The organism is Photobacterium minamisatsumaniensis, assembly GCF_050336695.1.
GTDB classification, from domain to species: Bacteria; Pseudomonadota; Gammaproteobacteria; order Enterobacterales; family Vibrionaceae; genus Photobacterium; species Photobacterium minamisatsumaniensis.
The window spans coordinates 105,329-120,823 of sequence record NZ_JAKJSI010000022.1 but is presented as its reverse complement, the minus strand read 5'-3'; the positions used below and the strand labels follow the sequence as shown (position 1 = coordinate 120,823).

15 protein-coding genes are annotated in these 15,495 nt (G+C 45.6%); 7 read left to right on the top strand and 8 right to left on the bottom strand.

All coding sequences use genetic code 11. The annotated features are described in order from the left end of the window. Positions 1 to 73: 73 nt before the first annotated feature. The 6 genes from argF (at position 74) to L4D78_RS12585 (ending at position 5,397) form a co-directional block, all read left to right on the top strand. Complete coding sequence (gene argF / locus L4D78_RS12610) at positions 74 to 1,084, top strand: ornithine carbamoyltransferase (RefSeq protein WP_428457352.1); 1,011 nt, start codon at positions 74 to 76, stop codon at positions 1,082 to 1,084. Positions 1,085 to 1,551: 467 nt separating this feature from the next. Beyond that, the gene (gene pyrB / locus L4D78_RS12605) at positions 1,552 to 2,481 is read left to right on the top strand and encodes an aspartate carbamoyltransferase (RefSeq protein ID WP_428467246.1); all 930 of its coding nucleotides are present in this window, start codon (positions 1,552 to 1,554) and stop codon (positions 2,479 to 2,481) included. Between the two features lie 15 nt (positions 2,482 to 2,496). After that, the gene (gene pyrI, locus L4D78_RS12600) at positions 2,497 to 2,961 is read left to right on the top strand and encodes an aspartate carbamoyltransferase regulatory subunit (RefSeq protein WP_428467245.1); all 465 of its coding nucleotides are present in this window, start codon (positions 2,497 to 2,499) and stop codon (positions 2,959 to 2,961) included. Between the two features lie 225 nt (positions 2,962 to 3,186). Next, the gene (locus L4D78_RS12595) at positions 3,187 to 4,179 is read left to right on the top strand and encodes a S1 family peptidase (protein ID WP_428467244.1); all 993 of its coding nucleotides are present in this window, start codon (positions 3,187 to 3,189) and stop codon (positions 4,177 to 4,179) included. A gap of 239 nt (positions 4,180 to 4,418) precedes the next feature. Continuing rightward, positions 4,419 to 4,898, top strand: coding sequence for an arginine repressor (locus L4D78_RS12590; RefSeq protein ID WP_428467265.1), 480 nt, complete (start codon positions 4,419 to 4,421; stop codon positions 4,896 to 4,898). A 112-nt stretch (positions 4,899 to 5,010) separates the two neighbouring features. Then, positions 5,011 to 5,397, top strand: a complete 387-nt coding sequence (locus L4D78_RS12585; RefSeq protein WP_428467243.1) for a RidA family protein — start codon at positions 5,011 to 5,013, stop codon at positions 5,395 to 5,397. A 58-nt stretch (positions 5,398 to 5,455) separates the two neighbouring features. On the opposite strand, the gene idi is transcribed toward L4D78_RS12585, so the two are convergent. From idi to nudF, 8 genes are all read right to left on the bottom strand, one after another. After that, positions 5,456 to 5,986, bottom strand: a complete 531-nt coding sequence (gene idi / locus L4D78_RS12580) for an isopentenyl-diphosphate Delta-isomerase (RefSeq protein WP_428467242.1) — start codon at positions 5,984 to 5,986, stop codon at positions 5,456 to 5,458. Positions 5,987 to 6,086: 100 nt separating this feature from the next. Further along, a complete protein-coding gene (locus L4D78_RS12575; protein WP_428467241.1) occupies positions 6,087 to 6,812 on the bottom strand; it encodes a 1-acylglycerol-3-phosphate O-acyltransferase in 726 nt (241 codons plus the stop codon). Positions 6,813 to 7,003: 191 nt separating this feature from the next. Continuing rightward, positions 7,004 to 9,268 (bottom strand): DNA topoisomerase IV subunit A, encoded by a 2,265-nt coding sequence (gene parC / locus L4D78_RS12570; protein ID WP_428467264.1) that lies wholly within the window; start codon positions 9,266 to 9,268, stop codon positions 7,004 to 7,006. A 99-nt stretch (positions 9,269 to 9,367) separates the two neighbouring features. Further along, entirely contained in the window at positions 9,368 to 11,251 is a 1,884-nt protein-coding gene (gene parE, locus L4D78_RS12565) for a DNA topoisomerase IV subunit B (protein ID WP_428467240.1), read from the bottom strand. Positions 11,252 to 11,368: 117 nt separating this feature from the next. Next, complete coding sequence (yqiA, locus tag L4D78_RS12560; RefSeq protein ID WP_428467239.1) at positions 11,369 to 11,947, bottom strand: esterase YqiA; 579 nt, start codon at positions 11,945 to 11,947, stop codon at positions 11,369 to 11,371. Then, positions 11,948 to 12,772 carry a 3',5'-cyclic-AMP phosphodiesterase gene (gene cpdA / locus L4D78_RS12555; protein ID WP_428467238.1) on the bottom strand — a complete coding sequence of 275 codons (825 nt, stop codon included), beginning with the start codon at positions 12,770 to 12,772 and terminating at the stop codon, positions 11,948 to 11,950. A 29-nt stretch (positions 12,773 to 12,801) separates the two neighbouring features. Then, positions 12,802 to 13,230, bottom strand: a complete 429-nt coding sequence (locus L4D78_RS12550) for a DUF1249 family protein (protein ID WP_428467237.1) — start codon at positions 13,228 to 13,230, stop codon at positions 12,802 to 12,804. A 26-nt stretch (positions 13,231 to 13,256) separates the two neighbouring features. After that, on the bottom strand, positions 13,257 to 13,895 hold the full coding sequence (nudF, locus tag L4D78_RS12545) for an ADP-ribose diphosphatase (RefSeq protein ID WP_428467236.1): 639 nt from the start codon (positions 13,893 to 13,895) through the stop codon (positions 13,257 to 13,259). Positions 13,896 to 14,185: 290 nt separating this feature from the next. Here nudF and tolC point away from each other — a divergent pair, with 290 nt between their 5' ends. After that, positions 14,186 to 15,478: an outer membrane channel protein TolC gene (gene tolC / locus L4D78_RS12540; RefSeq protein WP_428467235.1), complete on the top strand. Its 1,293-nt coding sequence runs from the start codon at positions 14,186 to 14,188 to the stop codon at positions 15,476 to 15,478. The last annotated feature ends 17 nt before the right edge of the window (positions 15,479 to 15,495 follow it).

The following is a 15,495-nucleotide window of genomic DNA, read 5'->3' as shown; positions in this document are numbered from 1 at the left end:
TGGCTGCCGCGATAAATAAAAGACTCTCGCTTCAGCCAGACAGAGAGATACAGATTCTTAAGAGGATAACATCATGGCTTTTAATCTTCGTAACCGTAACTTCCTAAAACTGCTAGACTTCACTCCACGTGAAATTCAACACATGTTGGATTTGTCTGCAGAGCTAAAAAAAGCAAAATACAACGGTTATGAGCAACCGCGCCTTACAGGCAAAAACATCGCGCTGATTTTTGAAAAGTCATCAACACGTACACGTTGTGCATTTGAAGTAGCGGCATTCGACCAAGGCGCGAAAGTGACATACTTAGGCCCATCTGGCTCTCAAATCGGCCACAAAGAATCAATGAAAGATACCGCTCGCGTACTGGGACGCATGTATGACGGCATCGAATACCGCGGCTTTGGACAGGAAATCGTAGAAGAGCTAGGTGCTCACGCTGGTGTACCGGTATGGAATGGTCTAACCGATGAGTTCCACCCAACACAGATCCTTGCTGACTTCCTTACTATGCAAGAGCACGGTCGTGGCAAGCAGCTACACGAAATGACATTTGCTTACCTTGGTGATGCCCGCAACAATATGGGTAACTCACTAATGGTTGGTGCTGCTAAAATGGGCATGGACATCCGCCTCGTCGCACCAAAGGCATTCTGGCCTGAAGAAGAGCTTGTGGCACAGTGCCGTGTAATTGCAGAAGAAACGGGTGCCAAAATCACGATGACTGAAGACGTACAGGAAGGCGTTCAAGGTTGTGATTTCCTATACACCGATGTTTGGGTATCAATGGGTGAAGCGAAAGAAGCATGGGCTGAGCGTATTAACCTAATGCTACCTTACCAAGTGAACATGGACATGCTAAAAGCAACAGGCAACCCGCATGTGAAATTCATGCACTGCCTACCTGCATTCCATGGCGAAGATACTATTGTCGGTAAAGAACTAGCACAAGAATACCCAGTGCTAAAAGACGGCGTAGAAGTTACTGACGAAGTGATTGAATCTAAGCATTCTATCGTATTCGACGAGGCGGAAAACCGCATGCACACCATCAAAGCAATCATGGTGGCAACTCTGGGTCAATAATCGACTCTCTTGGGTTTAATGCCTATCGTTAGCACAAAATAGGCATTAGCTCTTTGTATGCATACCGGCTTTTTAAGCCGGTATTTTTATGCCTAGATTGAGCAAGTAACCCATACGGTGTTTTAACAACTTTCAAATAAATCACATGGTTACACTGCTTTTTCCTTACCCGTTTTTTTCCCTTTAAAGTGCATAAACTTCCGCAAAATGAATACTTTGCGCAAACGCTTGCTCTCTGTGAAAATGGGGGTATAATCCTCCGCAATTTGTCTAAAGAGAGATAAAAAATGCGCCAGTCAGTGATGTCTTACCTGATGCAATCCCGCCGATACTCGGCGATGGTGCCGTTTTTCTCTTTTTTTGTTTTTTGTAAAAAGAGCCTCCTTTTTTAAGGGGGCTTTTTTTTGGCTGTAAGAATGCAGCTACTACATTACGTCTATCATTGAGATATTAAGGGAATAGAAGCCATGCCGAATTCGCTGTTTCAAAAGCACATCATTTCAATCCCAGAACTTAGCCGTAAAGAGCTTGAGCTGGTCGTTGAAACTGCAAGTACATTAAAAGCTGAGCCAAACCCTGAATTGTTAAAAAACAAGGTTATTGCCAGCTGCTTTTTTGAGCCTTCAACCCGTACTCGCCTATCGTTTGAAACCGCAATTCAGCGCCTAGGTGGCACTGTTATTGGTTTTGACAACGGTGGTAACACATCACTGGCCAAAAAAGGTGAAACACTGTCTGACTCGGTACAAGTCATTTCATCTTATGTTGATGCCTTTGTAATGCGTCACCCTCAAGAGGGAGCGGCTCGCTTAGCTTCTGAGTTCTCACATAACGTGCCAGTGATTAATGGTGGTGACGGTGCAAATCAACACCCAACGCAAACCCTGCTTGATCTGTTTTCTATCTATGAAACACAAGGTAGCTTAGACAACTTGAATGTCGCTTTTGTCGGTGATCTAAAATATGGCCGTACCGTTCACTCTTTGACTCAAGCGTTATCGAAATTCAACAACATCAATTTCTTCTTCATTGCTCCTGAAATTCTAGCGATGCCAGATTACATCTGCGAAGAGCTGGATGAAGCAGGTATCAACTACAGCCTTCACGCAACCATGGAAGAGGTTATTCCTGAGCTGGATATCCTGTACATGACACGAGTTCAGAAAGAGCGTTTCGATGAATCTGAATACGCACATATGAAAGCGGCCTATATCTTAACGGCAGGCATGCTAAGCGAAGCGCGTGATAACCTGAAAATATTGCACCCTCTACCGCGTGTTGATGAAATCACCATCGATGTAGATAAAACAAAACATGCTTACTACTTCCAGCAGGCTGAGAATGGCGTATATGCTCGCGAAGCACTATTGGCACTAGTACTAAACGAAGCACTTTAAGCAGGAGAGATAACAATGACTAAAGAAACACAGCTACAGGTTGAAGCAATCAAAAATGGTTCTGTTATTGACCACATCCCTGCAAATGTTGGGATCAAGGTACTTAAGCTGTTTAAATTGCACAAAACGAATCAGCGTGTAACGGTTGGTTTAAACCTGCCATCATCAGCGCAAGGTGCTAAAGATCTCATTAAGATTGAAAATATCTTCCTCACCGAAGATCAAGCAAATCAACTGGCCTTGTATGCCCCGAAAGCAACAGTGAACCAAATTGAAAACTACGAAGTAGTGAAAAAGCTCAGCTTATCACTGCCAGAGCAAATCAATGCCATCTTCAAGTGCCCAAACACCAACTGTATTTCTCATGGCGAGCCCGTTGACAGTAGCTTCAAAGTCATCACGAAGAAAGAAGATGTACAGCTGAAATGTAAATACTGCGAGAAGGTTTTCTCTCGCGAAATCGTTACCGAAAACAACTAACACCTAGAAAACGCAGGTGACAGCAAGTCATAAAGCTGTCTCAAACCCTGTCTTTTCTGGCCTGCAAATAAGAATGCCGACTCACCCGTGAGTCGGCTTTTTTATTCTCACTTCTAGAGCGAACAACGCCCGCCTCTGCCCACTACCTTTGAAGAACATCAAAAATAGCAGCGATTAAAATCAAAAAAATAAACGTCAGCTGCACATAATAAAAAGGTCGTTGGCATGAAGTTAATTGCGCACGCTCCATACTCGGGTTGTTGGCATGTATTAAAACTCTCACTTACCCTCGCTTTCCTGTCTTTTTACCTGTCGGGGTGTATATCCAGCAATGGGGCTGTCAGCTCTGCTTCAAACCATAGTGCCAATAAGATGGTTGTCATTGGTGTACCCATGCTGATTGGAGGCTTTGGCTCCGCAGTACCGGTGAGTAAAGAATATATGCTGACCGCTAAACATGTCGCCCAAGTATCCTGGGACTTGGATGTCATCCACCACCCTGCATGTGATCTCTCTTTAGTCAAACGTCCGTCAGACAATGTACCAAAGTGGGGGCTGATCTACCCCGACCAAAACGTTTCTCATCACGGACACTCAGTACTCGGCAACAAGATCAAAGGAAAAGGGAAATATCTACAGGATGTCATTGATACCAACACCAATTGCTTATACTCACTCAGTGATGCCCCTGTGATGTCGGGAATGAGTGGCGGCCCAGTATTTAACCAACAAGGTGAAATCGCCGGGATCACGGTTGCCATCGTGCATAACCCTGAAGATCTTCGTAATCTGCGCCCAGCGGAACGATACAGTCAGTTTGTCCCCTCAACCCTTATTTTTGACTGGCTCAATGCTCTCGGTATTTCCACACAATCGGCGAGTAAAGATCTGGCTAATATCCAAGTGTCAGAATATGTCGCTAATCTCAACCGCCCCGATCAACAAAACACTATCCTTGCTAGCCATGCAACGAACAACTACGAAGAAGAAGGAAGTACTTTTGCCCCCGTCTCTAATCAAAACAACTTGGCACCTGCCGCCTCTTCCCCACTGGTCAATTACCGCACCCCCTTAAGATCGACTTTTCTGTCACCACAATCACCGAAGAAAAGTGCCAATGAAGAAAGTGACGCAGCAACCATGGCCACCACCCAATCAAGCGACAAGCAAAATCAGCGAAATTTACTGAATAAGTCCGGATATAATTCCTTATATTAAGTAAAAAGTTGGCATTATATTTTGGTGATTGGGGTCAAGAAAACATTGTTGTATTGTTGATATGATGCTTAGGCAAGATTATGCAACTAAATCATTATGTCTTGTAATCACTGTCAGCTTTTAATACACGCACATACAAGTCAACACCATAAAAAGACAATTGCGTAAGGCTGATACTCAAACAGATACGATCTAAAGTACCAATAAATAACAAGGAGTTGCCCGTGATTGGATCCAATATGCACGGAGCGATGGATGCTTTTTGCCCAGAAGAAAGCATTACAACAGCCTGCAAGCGACTATTACAGCAACAGAGTTTTACGACCCAAGATGACATTCGAGCCCGATTAATTGATATGGGGTTTGAAGATGTAAGCCAGTCTACAGTCTCACGCCTGCTTTCACGCTTGGGTGTCGCTAAAGTGCCTAACGCCTACGGCAAGAAAGTGTACTGCCTAACCGTTGAAAATGAGCCTGTTCAAGTAGGGTCATCTATTGCTTCACAAATCGAGTTTATTACCCATAATCAGCTCGTGGTGGTTGTTAAAACACACCCCGGTAGCGCGCAGCTAGTGGCACGTCTTATCGATATACAGCCACATGCTGAGATCCTCGGTACCGTTGGCGGGAACGATACTGTGATGATTGCCCCTAAGGACATTTTACGCATTGAGCAGTGTGAGCAGGTCGTTAAAACTCGACTTGGTGTCCCTGCATAAAGGAAAAAAAACGTAGGTAAAATCAAGTTCGAAGGATGGAAACCCTTTGACCTCTGTGCGAGAGGACTGCAAACTATCGCTTCTCTTAATAATGATAAAGTAAGGACATTCAATGACTCAAGTTCTACACACAGAGCAGGCACCTGCTGCTATCGGCCCATATGTTCAAGGTGTTGACCTCGGCAACATGGTTCTGACTTCTGGCCAGATCCCTGTAAACCCAAAAACGGGTGAAGTTTCTGAAGACATCGCAGAGCAAGCACGCCAGTCACTGGAGAACGTGCAGGCCGTTGTTGAATCTTCAGGCTTAAAAGTTGCTGATATCGTTAAAATGACAGTCTTCGTAAAAGATCTTAACGATTTTGCGACAGTAAACGATGTTTACGGCAAATTCTTTGATGAGCACAATGCACCTTACCCTGCTCGTTCTTGCGTTGAAGTTGCACGCCTACCAAAAGACGTAAAAATTGAAATCGAAGCGATTGCAGTACGCAAATAGTCTCATTCGATAACATAAAAAAAGCTGCCATTGGCAGCTTTTTTTTATGTGGCCGTTCTCAACGGTGCGCTTCTGTTTCACTTAACACTTGAGGAAACCATGCGGTAAATAACTCAGGAGATTGCTCTACCGATTGCATTAAGTCGCCACTCGGCCACCAGCGATATGACATCACTTCTTCTGGGTTAGGATCAATGACGAGCTCACTCACCTGATGCACTAAGATATGATCTAGCTCGTGCTCAACCAAGTGATTATCTAACTCAGCACGGTAGAGGAAGCTGGCTATATCATCAAGTTGGTTAATACCAACAACGCCCATTTCTTCCTGCAAACGACGAATACCAGCCTGCTCCATAGTTTCGCCCTTGCGCGGGTGAGAGCAGCAAGAATTGGTCCACAGGCCACCGCTATGGTACTTCCCCAACGCCCGTTGTTGCATCAAGTATTCTCGTTGACCCGCATTTTGCCGATAGATCAGTACAGAGAACGCTAAATGTAAATCACCATCCCGGTGCGCTTGCATTTTTTCTTTTTCGCCCAGCTCCTTGCCTTGCGGGTCGACTAAAATAACTTGTTCGTTAATCATTCTTTTATTTCTACACAAATAAAAAGGACACGCTAATGCATGTCCTTATACACTTTTCCAACCGTAATGCGAGCATCACATCACGGTCAATTTTATAATTCTAGCTCGCCGAACGCTGCGCTGCTTCTTCATTAAGCTCATGAAGCTTGTTTTCCATCACAGTACGAGACTGTTTTGAAAGCTCACGCACATCTTCTTTGGTCAATCCTTTCGTTGAAATAGGCGCTAAGATATCAACAATGACCACACCGTTATCCCATCGATTCAGGTTTACATGTTCAGTGGTACTGCACACAATCGGTACAATAGGCACTTCAGCACCAATGGCGGCATGAAATGCCCCTGTTTTAAAAGGTAACAAACCTCGCCCACGAGAGCGAGTGCCTTCAGGGAACATCCAAATCGAGACCTTGCGCTGTTTAATCTTTTCTACAACCTGACCAATTGTGCCAGCTGCTTTACTACGGTTTGCACGGTCAATCAAAATGTTACCGGTTAACCAGTAAAGCTGACCAAACAAAGGCATCCATAGAAGGCTTTTCTTACCAACGGTTACTGTTCGCGGCATTATCGCACCAGAGACCGTAAATAAATCATAATTATTTTGGTGATTCGCAATATATACACTCGGCCCATATTCTTCTGGGTTCTCAGGAAAGCGAATATCTAATTTTATGCCAAAGATCCGCGCCATCTTAGAAAAGTGACGGCCAACAGTATGAACATTTTTAGGGTTACGCGGGCTTAGTAAACAGTAACCACAACCAAAAATAAACATGACAACAGCAAACGCTGCTACAGCGATCATGCGTAGTACAAATAACATTAGATTTCCCTCAGCGTACAAGTGTTCGCTAGTATACTTAGGCTGGAAGAAAAAACACCTTTTATGTGTAGAAATTAGACTACCAACACCCCTTCGCTTCGCGCCTTTTTATGCACTGATTATCGCAATCTCTAAATGCTTGCCGCTCAAAAAAGCCCTCCTATTGGAGGGCTTCATTCGGTGAAAAACCGTTATTCACTCACGGCACTATCTGGAATATCAATTTCCATCCGTGTGACTCGCTGTAAGCCTCGAGGCAACATGCTCCCCCTACGCCCACGCTCGCCTCGGAAGTGCTCAAGATCTGAAGGTTTCAAACCCAGTTTCCGCTTACCAGCATGCAACGTTAACGTGCTGCCATGCGGTAACACCACTAACTGAGACAAGAACTCCTCACGCGCTTTAGAGCGAGCAGCAGGAATGTTGATGATCTTGTTCCCCTTACCTTTGCCTAACTGAGGCAAGTCTTTAATCGGGAACAGCAACATACGCCCTTCATTCGTAATCGCCAGGATATCATCATTATTGATATCCAAGATTGGTTGTGGCGGCATGACTTCAGAACTCTCAGGCACCGTCAGTAACGCTTTACCATTCTTGTTCTTAGAAACCATATCTGAGCCTTTACAGATAAAGCCATAACCGGCATCAGAACCCATCAACCAAAGTTGCTCGTCTTCAGACATCATGACCTGACGCATTTGAGTACCAGGAGTTAAGTTCAAGCGACCTGTAATCGGCTCTCCTTGGCTTCGAGCTGAAGGCAAGGTATGTGATTCAAGCGCATAACTACGCCCGTCACTGCCAAGGAAGATTGCAGGCTGATTACTCTTGCCTCGTGCATGAGCCAAGAAACTATCACCCGATTTGTAGTTTAGCGTACTAGGATCGACCTCATGCCCTTTAGCATGTCGGATCCAACCTTTCTCCGATAGCACAACGGTGATCGCTTCACTTGGGATCAAGTCACGCTCTGTTAATGCTTTCGCTTCTTCACGCTCAACCAATGGTGAACGACGATCATCACCATACTTCTCGGCATCAGCCAAAATTTCTTTCTTAATCAAGGTATTCAGACGACGCTCTGACCCTAATAATTTTGCAAGGTAATCACGTTCTTTCGATAGCTCATCTTGCTCACCACGGATCTTAAACTCTTCCAATTTAGCTAACTGGCGCAGCTTAATTTCAAGAATGGCATCGGCCTGAATAACACTTAAGTCAAAGCGTGACATTAACTCGGCTTTAGGATCATCCTCTGTACGAATGATTTCAATCACTTCATCAATATTGAGGTAAGCTGCTAACAAGCCTTCAAGAATATGAAGGCGTGCATCAACTTTATCTAAACGGTACTGAAGACGACGACGAACTGTCGTGCGGCGGAATTCAAGCCATTCAGAGATGATTTGAACCAAACCCTTCACTTGTGGACGATTATCAAGCCCCAACATGTTCAGGTTTACGCGGAAACTCTTTTCCAAATCCGTCGATGCGAACAAGTGATTCATCAACTGTTCGCAGTCAATGCGATTTGAACGCGGTACGATCACGATACGGGTTGGGTTTTCGTGATCAGACTCGTCACGTAAATCCTCGACCATCGGCAATTTTTTCGCACGCATCTGATTGGCGATTTGCTCAAGCAACTTCGAGCCAGACACCTGATGCGGCAATGCGGTGATCACGATATCACTGCTTTCTTTATGCCAAATTGCACGCATTCTAATGCTGCCACGGCCCGTTCGATATACCTTTTTCAGGTCATCTTTCGAAGTAATGATTTCCGCTTCTGTCGGATAATCAGGGCCTTTGACAAACCCCATCACATCATCGAGATCCGCTTTCGGGTTATCAATCATATGAACGGCTGCATGGGCGACTTCACGGGCATTATGCGGTGGAATGTCTGTTGCCATACCAACGGCAATACCCGTTATCCCATTCAATAGGATATGCGGCAAACGGGCTGGTAACATTTTCGGCTCTTTCATTGTGCCGTCAAAGTTATCCCCCCAATCCACGGTCCCTTGGCCAAGCTCATGCAGTAGCACCTCAGAAAAACGAGATAAGCGCGACTCGGTATAACGCATCGCTGCAAATGATTTCGGGTCATCGGGTGCACCCCAGTTTCCCTGACCATCAACCAGCGGATAGCGGTATGAAAAAGGCTGAGCCATTAAGACCATGGCTTCGTAACAAGCAGAATCACCATGCGGGTGGTATTTACCCAGCACATCACCCACAGTACGGGCTGATTTTTTGTATTTAGCTGTCGCCGACAAACCCAGCTCAGACATCGCATAAATAATACGTCGCTGTACCGGCTTAAGGCCATCACCAATAAACGGCAAGGCACGGTCCATGATTACGTACATGGAATAATTCAGATAAGCGTCTTCGGTAAACTTCCTAAGGGGAAGCTGCTCTACGCCATCTATTGAGACATCAGTCATCGTCGGGTATTCCGTTAAGTCTTTTCGCAACAGGCTGACACCTTGCCAACCTGCTCATTAAATCGTTATGGGTGCACCGCGAGGCGGTATTAAATGGCGTTATACTTCCGCCATATCACCTTTCTCTTGCAGCCAATGGCGACGATCTTCTGCGCGTTTTTTGCCCAGAAGCATATCCATCATTTCATTGGTCTGCTCATCGTCATCAATGGTTAACTGCACCAAGCGACGAGTGTTGGGATCCATGGTGGTTTCGCGCAACTGCAGTGGGTTCATTTCACCCAGACCTTTAAATCGCTGCACGTTAACCTTGCCACGTTTACCACTTAGACGATCCAAAATGCCATCTTTTTCCGCATCATCAAGTGCATAGAAAACTTCTTTTCCTAAATCGATACGGTATAGAGGCGGCATCGCAATATAAACATGCCCAGCGCGTACTAACGATTCGAAATGTTTAACGAAAAGCGCACAAAGCAAGGTCGCAATATGAAGACCATCGGAGTCAGCATCGGCAAGCACACAGATTTTACCGTAGCGTAGGCCACTTAAATCATCGCTATCAGGATCGATACCGAGAGCGACAGAAATATCGTGGACCTCTTGAGAAGCAAGCACTTGATCTGCCGACACTTCCCACGTATTCAAGATTTTACCTCGTAGCGGCATGATCGCTTGGAATACGCGATCACGAGCCTGCTTGGCAGAACCACCCGCCGAGTCACCTTCCACTAAGAACAGTTCGGTACGAGAAAGGTCTTGTTGCGAACAGTCAGCTAATTTACCCGGAAGTGCTGGGCCTGATGCGATTTTCTTACGTACCACTTTTTTACTGGCACGCATACGACGGTGCGCATTCGCAATACACACTTCAGCAAGTTGCTCAGCAAGTTGTGGACGCTCATTCAGCCACAAGCTGAAGGCATCTTTGACGACACCAGAGACAAATGCCGCACATTGACGTGATGACAGGCGTTCTTTGGTCTGACCCGCAAACTGAGGATCTTGCATTTTCACAGAGAGTACGTAGGCACAGCGCTCCCAAATATCATCAGCGGTTAGCTTTACACCACGCGGTAGTAAGTTACGGAACTCACAGAATTCACGCATGGCATCCAGTAAACCTTGGCGTAAACCATTAACGTGCGTACCACCCTGAGCCGTAGGGATCAGGTTAACATAGCTTTCAGTGACTAACTCACCGCCTTCTGGCAACCAGAGTAGCGCCCAGTCAGCCGCTTCTGTTTGACCACTAAAGACCCCTGTAAACGGTTCTTCCGGCAGTAGGGTATACCCCTTAACGCCTTCTGCTAGGTAGTCTTTTAAACCATCTTCATAGCACCAGCGTACTGTTTCATCTGTGCCTTTGTCAGTAAAAATGATTTCCAGACCAGGACACAGCACCGCTTTGGCTTTAAGGTTGCTTTTAAGCCGAGTAACAGAGAACTTAGGGCTATCGAAATACGAAACATCAGGCCAAAAGTGAACACTCGTTCCTTTAGCACGGCGTCCACACGTGCCAATCACTTCAAGCTCAGAGACCTTATCGCCATTCTCGAAGGCGATTTGATACACTTGGCCATCACGCTTAACCGTGACTTCAACACGCTTAGACAGGGCATTTACAACGGAAATACCCACCCCGTGCAAACCACCAGAAAACTGATAGTTTTTGCCCGAGAATTTACCACCGGCATGAAGCTTACAAAGGATCAGCTCGACACCAGACACCCCTTCTTCAGGGTGAATATCGACGGGCATGCCTCGACCATCATCGATAACTTCTAGCGATTGATCGGCATGGAGAATGACTTCAACTTTTCGGGCATGGCCAGCCAAAGCTTCATCGACACTGTTATCGATAACTTCCTGACCAAGGTGATTGGGCCTAGCCGTATCGGTATACATACCCGGACGGCGGCGGACTGGCTCAAGGCCATTTAGAACCTCAATGGCTCCAGCGTTATAGCTTTGCTCTGTCATAGTTACGGAAATTTACGGAAATTTTTGCCACAATAGTCAGTAACCCCAGCTCAGTTGTCAAGCAGGGGCCGATGATGAGACCCACAATTGTGAGTCGAGTTTGATCAATGTTAAGGCTTACAGCCCTAAGAATTTAATGATGTCAGCAGGGTAACGTTCAAATCCAACAAAACTGTGGTCGCCTTCTGGCTCAACGGTTTGTCGGCAGGCTGCATACTTATCGACGGCCTGTCGGTAATCGAGCACTTCGTCACCTTCTTGTTGCAGTAACCAAAATTGCTCTGGACGGGGAATAGATGCGACATCAATTTGTCGAAGCTCATCTATGTGCTTTGGCTCTAACCAATAGCGTTCACCAGTGTATGGATTTTGCTGTTCACCAAGGTAATCTTGCAACAACTCATACGGCTTTACTGCAGGATTGACCAATACCGCCGGAAGCTGAAACCGCTCATTGAGCCAAGTAGAAATATAGCCGCCTAGCGAACTTCCTACCAGCCCTATTTGATACTCCCCTACAAACTGCTGTACATACGCCTCTATAAAAGCGACCGCTTCTGCAGGATAATTTGGCATCTGGGGGATTTCAACCCGAATATCTGCTCGCTCATGGCGGCAATATTCAGCCATGAGCTGCGCTTTAAGTGAATTTGGCGAGCTATTGAAACCATGAATGTACAACAGTAAAGGTTTCATTTAATAACCTGATGAGTCGAATTTGGGAATAAAATCATTGCCGTCAATGCGATAAACCTGCGTATTCAGTTGGCCGTCTGCCGTTAGCTCCAGCATTCGCCACCCTGGGTTTTGGCGATCTAACGCAAAATCATGAGAGTCTGGCTGGAATTGAATGCACGTTGAAGGGGTTGCCAACACTCGTACACCATGAAACGTCCGATCAAGCTCTTGGTGGATATGTCCACATAACACCGCCTGAACTTGCGGGTATTTATCGACAATTTGCCAAAATGCTTCAGCATTGTGCAACTGATGCTGATCAAGCCAAGTGCTACCCGCAGGTAGAGGATGGTGATGCAATAGAATTAATGCGTGACGCTCAGGGTAAGCTGACAATGCCTGATCGAGCATCTCCAACTGCTGCATACTAAGTTCACCATGCGGCACCCCTTTAACCTGGCTATCTAGCAAAATAACTTGCCAATGCTCACCCGCCAATACTTGATGACAAGGTTTGATCTGCTGGGAAGGTAGTACGGCCTGCATGCTTGGTTGATAATCATGGTTGCCTGGCAACCAGAAGCAAGGCTGTGGCCAACGCGCAATACCATCACAAAAACGCTGATAAGAAGCTTCTGTATGATCTTGAGAGATATCACCCGTTGCCACAATGGCATCAAACGGGCGCACAGAAGCATCTACCGCATCTAATACGGCATTAAAGCTGTCTTTTGTCGCGACCCCCAACAAGCTACCGCATTCATCGGCAAATAAGTGGGTGTCGGTAATTTGAAGTAAAACCACGCTATCGGGGTTCGCCTGTGGCAGAGTGTAGTTCTGCAAAACGTCAAAAACCTTGTCTATCTATACTGTTAACAAACCGACTGTCTACTGATCCCATTTCTCAAGCAATATGCCAACCAGTCACCTAAAAAGCGATTTACTTGGTGCTTTTCGTCTTTCTGGTGCATTCGCAAATTCGGGTAATCATACCTTGGCTTAAGCCGTGAAATCTGCTGAGCTGAGCACACTTCTGCGACCCTAGCATCATGATAAAGCCTTACTTTTAAACGGGGTACCATATAATTTGGCAGTGCGTCATCCCCCATTAAACACAGCTCGATCACTGTGGTATAGCGGGTCGACTCAATCACAGTCAAATGGTATTCATAGTCAAAGACACAATAAACACACCTATCTCCCACCTGATCGTTTTTTGGCAGTAATGGGAGCAGCTTCGCATAGTTCGTCTCATAAAGACGCATGATACCAGCAAAATCAACGGAGTATCGTCTATTCAATCGGCATCCTTTATCAGTGGGCAATTTTATTCAGCTTCAGCCTGTAGCCGTATATAGTTTAGTTGCAACCATTGTAGCGCAATGATTGAAGCCGCATTTTCAATTTTACCAGATTCTACCCACTGATAAGCGACCATTCTTGGTACAACGTGTACACGGATATCTTCACCTTCTTCCGGCAAGCCATGAATGCCCTGGGCTAACGTACTATCAACACGGCCAATAAAGATATCCAATGTCTCCGAGCAACCGCCAGAGCTTGATAAGTAACTTGTGATTTTTTCAACTTGAGTAACCGTTACCCCAGCTTCCTCAACCACTTCTCGGCATACCACATCTTGAGAGCTTTCACCTTCTTCAATGATCCCAGCGACAATTTCTAACTGCCAAGGCGTGCAATCTGCAGCTAACGCACCAACACGAAACTGTTCGACAACAACAACACAATCAGTGACGGGATCATAAGGCAGCAAGGCCGCAGCATGACCGCGTTCAAATAGCTCACGTTCAATGGGCTGGCTCCACCCACCAGCAAATAAACGATGGCGAAAACGGTATTTCACCATGCTAAAATAACCTTGATAGAGCGGTTCGGTGGACAGCACTTCGATGTCATTGCGAGTAAATGACGTTAATTCACCGTCCTTCGAGGAGTGATTTTTCATTCCAACTTCCCTTTGAATTACTATTGCTTACCTAGTGACTGAAAACTCAATAAGCTACACATTGTATTTTTTCATTCATAATGCCCACCATCAATGATTTAATTCAACATTTATGACAAAAATTGTGATTTTATTTAAGTCCTTTTTTTAACTTGAATAGATTACAATCACATATAAAGCAGTAAACCGCGTAAAATAAAGTAAAACTGAAAAATGATCAGTTTCAGGCAAGTAAACATCAGGTACACTGATATCTTGCTCGTTTTTTGTCAGGACCAGGAAAGGCATTCATGAAAAAATTGCTTCCGCTTATTGTTAGCGTTGCGCTTGGCGGCTTCAGCCAGTTAGCACTGGCTGATGATTTAGCCGAAATATACCAACAAGCCAAACAAAATGACCCGCAGCTATTGCGCTCAGCTGCTGATAAAGATGCCGCTTTTGAATCGATTAACTCGACTCGAAGTGCATTGCTACCACAAATAAACCTAACCGCAGGTTACAACACGGCTTTCCTTGATGGAAAAGACAGTGATGATGGCTTTAACGGTGGCCTGACGCTGGACCAGTCGATTTATAATCGCTCAAGCTGGATTAGCCTAGATATCAGTGAAAAACAAGCTCGCCAAAGTGATGCAGCTTATGCGGCAACGCAGCAAGCACTGATTTTACGCGTGTCTGATGCCTACTTTGCCGTGCTACGTGCAATGGACAGTCTTGAATTCGTACGTGCAGAAAAAGCCGCAGTTGGCCGCCAGCTAGAGCAAACTAAGCAACGTTTCGAAGTGGGTCTATCCGCCATTACTGATGTGCATGATGCACAAGCTCAGTACGATAGCGTATTGGCCGATGAGATCCTTGCTGAGAACTCATTAATCAATAGCTACGAAGGCCTGCGTGAAATCACCGGTCAAGAGCATACTAACCTTCACATCCTTGACACGAACCGCTTTGCTGCCAGTGCACCAAGAGCCCGTGTACTGGATTTAGTGAAAGATGCCGAAAGTGAAAACTTAAGCTTGCTGACATCGCGTATTTCTCAAGATATTGCTCGTGATCAAATCACGCTGGCAGAATCTGGTCATTTACCAACGTTGTCATTCAACGCGGGTTATAACTATGACGAGAGAAACATTAATAGTCGTGATGACGGTACGCTAAACGCAGGCATAAACCTTGCGTTACCAGTTTATACCGGTGGCCGTACAACATCTGAAGTAAAACAAGCACAATTCTCGTATGTTTCTGCAAGTGAAGACTTGGAAGGCTCATACCGCAGTGTTGTAAAAGATGTACGTGCGTTCTACAACAACATTAACGCCTCTATTGGTGCACTACGCGCTTACCAACAATCGGTGGTTTCAGCGCAATCAGCACTTGAAGCTACTGAAGCTGGCTTCGATGTAGGTACGCGTACCATTGTTGATGTATTGGATGCAACACGCCGTCTGTATGATGCCAACCGTCAGCTAGCAAATGCGCGCTACGATTACATCATTAGCCAACTACAGCTTAAGCAAGCTGTCGGCTCGTTGAATGAACAAGATGTCATTGACGTAAATGCTGGTCTACGACAAGCGAAATAATCACATCGCTTTGCTAT

What these genes read in the sequence shown, in the direction of transcription:
- argF (WP_428457352.1), top strand. Translation starts at nt 74, where the DNA reads ATGGCTTTTAATCTTCGTAACCGTAACTTCCTAAAACTGCTAGACTTC.
- pyrB (WP_428467246.1), top strand. Translation starts at nt 1,552, where the DNA reads ATGCCGAATTCGCTGTTTCAAAAGCACATCATTTCAATCCCAGAACTT.
- pyrI (WP_428467245.1), top strand. Translation starts at nt 2,497, where the DNA reads ATGACTAAAGAAACACAGCTACAGGTTGAAGCAATCAAAAATGGTTCT.
- L4D78_RS12595 (WP_428467244.1), top strand. Translation starts at nt 3,187, where the DNA reads ATGAAGTTAATTGCGCACGCTCCATACTCGGGTTGTTGGCATGTATTA.
- L4D78_RS12590 (WP_428467265.1), top strand. Translation starts at nt 4,419, where the DNA reads ATGCACGGAGCGATGGATGCTTTTTGCCCAGAAGAAAGCATTACAACA.
- L4D78_RS12585 (WP_428467243.1), top strand. Translation starts at nt 5,011, where the DNA reads ATGACTCAAGTTCTACACACAGAGCAGGCACCTGCTGCTATCGGCCCA.
- idi (WP_428467242.1), bottom strand. Translation starts at nt 5,986, where the DNA reads ATGATTAACGAACAAGTTATTTTAGTCGACCCGCAAGGCAAGGAGCTG.
- L4D78_RS12575 (WP_428467241.1), bottom strand. Translation starts at nt 6,812, where the DNA reads ATGTTATTTGTACTACGCATGATCGCTGTAGCAGCGTTTGCTGTTGTC.
- parC (WP_428467264.1), bottom strand. Translation starts at nt 9,268, where the DNA reads ATGACTGATGTCTCAATAGATGGCGTAGAGCAGCTTCCCCTTAGGAAG.
- parE (WP_428467240.1), bottom strand. Translation starts at nt 11,251, where the DNA reads ATGACAGAGCAAAGCTATAACGCTGGAGCCATTGAGGTTCTAAATGGC.
- yqiA (WP_428467239.1), bottom strand. Translation starts at nt 11,947, where the DNA reads ATGAAACCTTTACTGTTGTACATTCATGGTTTCAATAGCTCGCCAAAT.
- nudF (WP_428467236.1), bottom strand. Translation starts at nt 13,895, where the DNA reads ATGAAAAATCACTCCTCGAAGGACGGTGAATTAACGTCATTTACTCGC.
- tolC (WP_428467235.1), top strand. Translation starts at nt 14,186, where the DNA reads ATGAAAAAATTGCTTCCGCTTATTGTTAGCGTTGCGCTTGGCGGCTTC.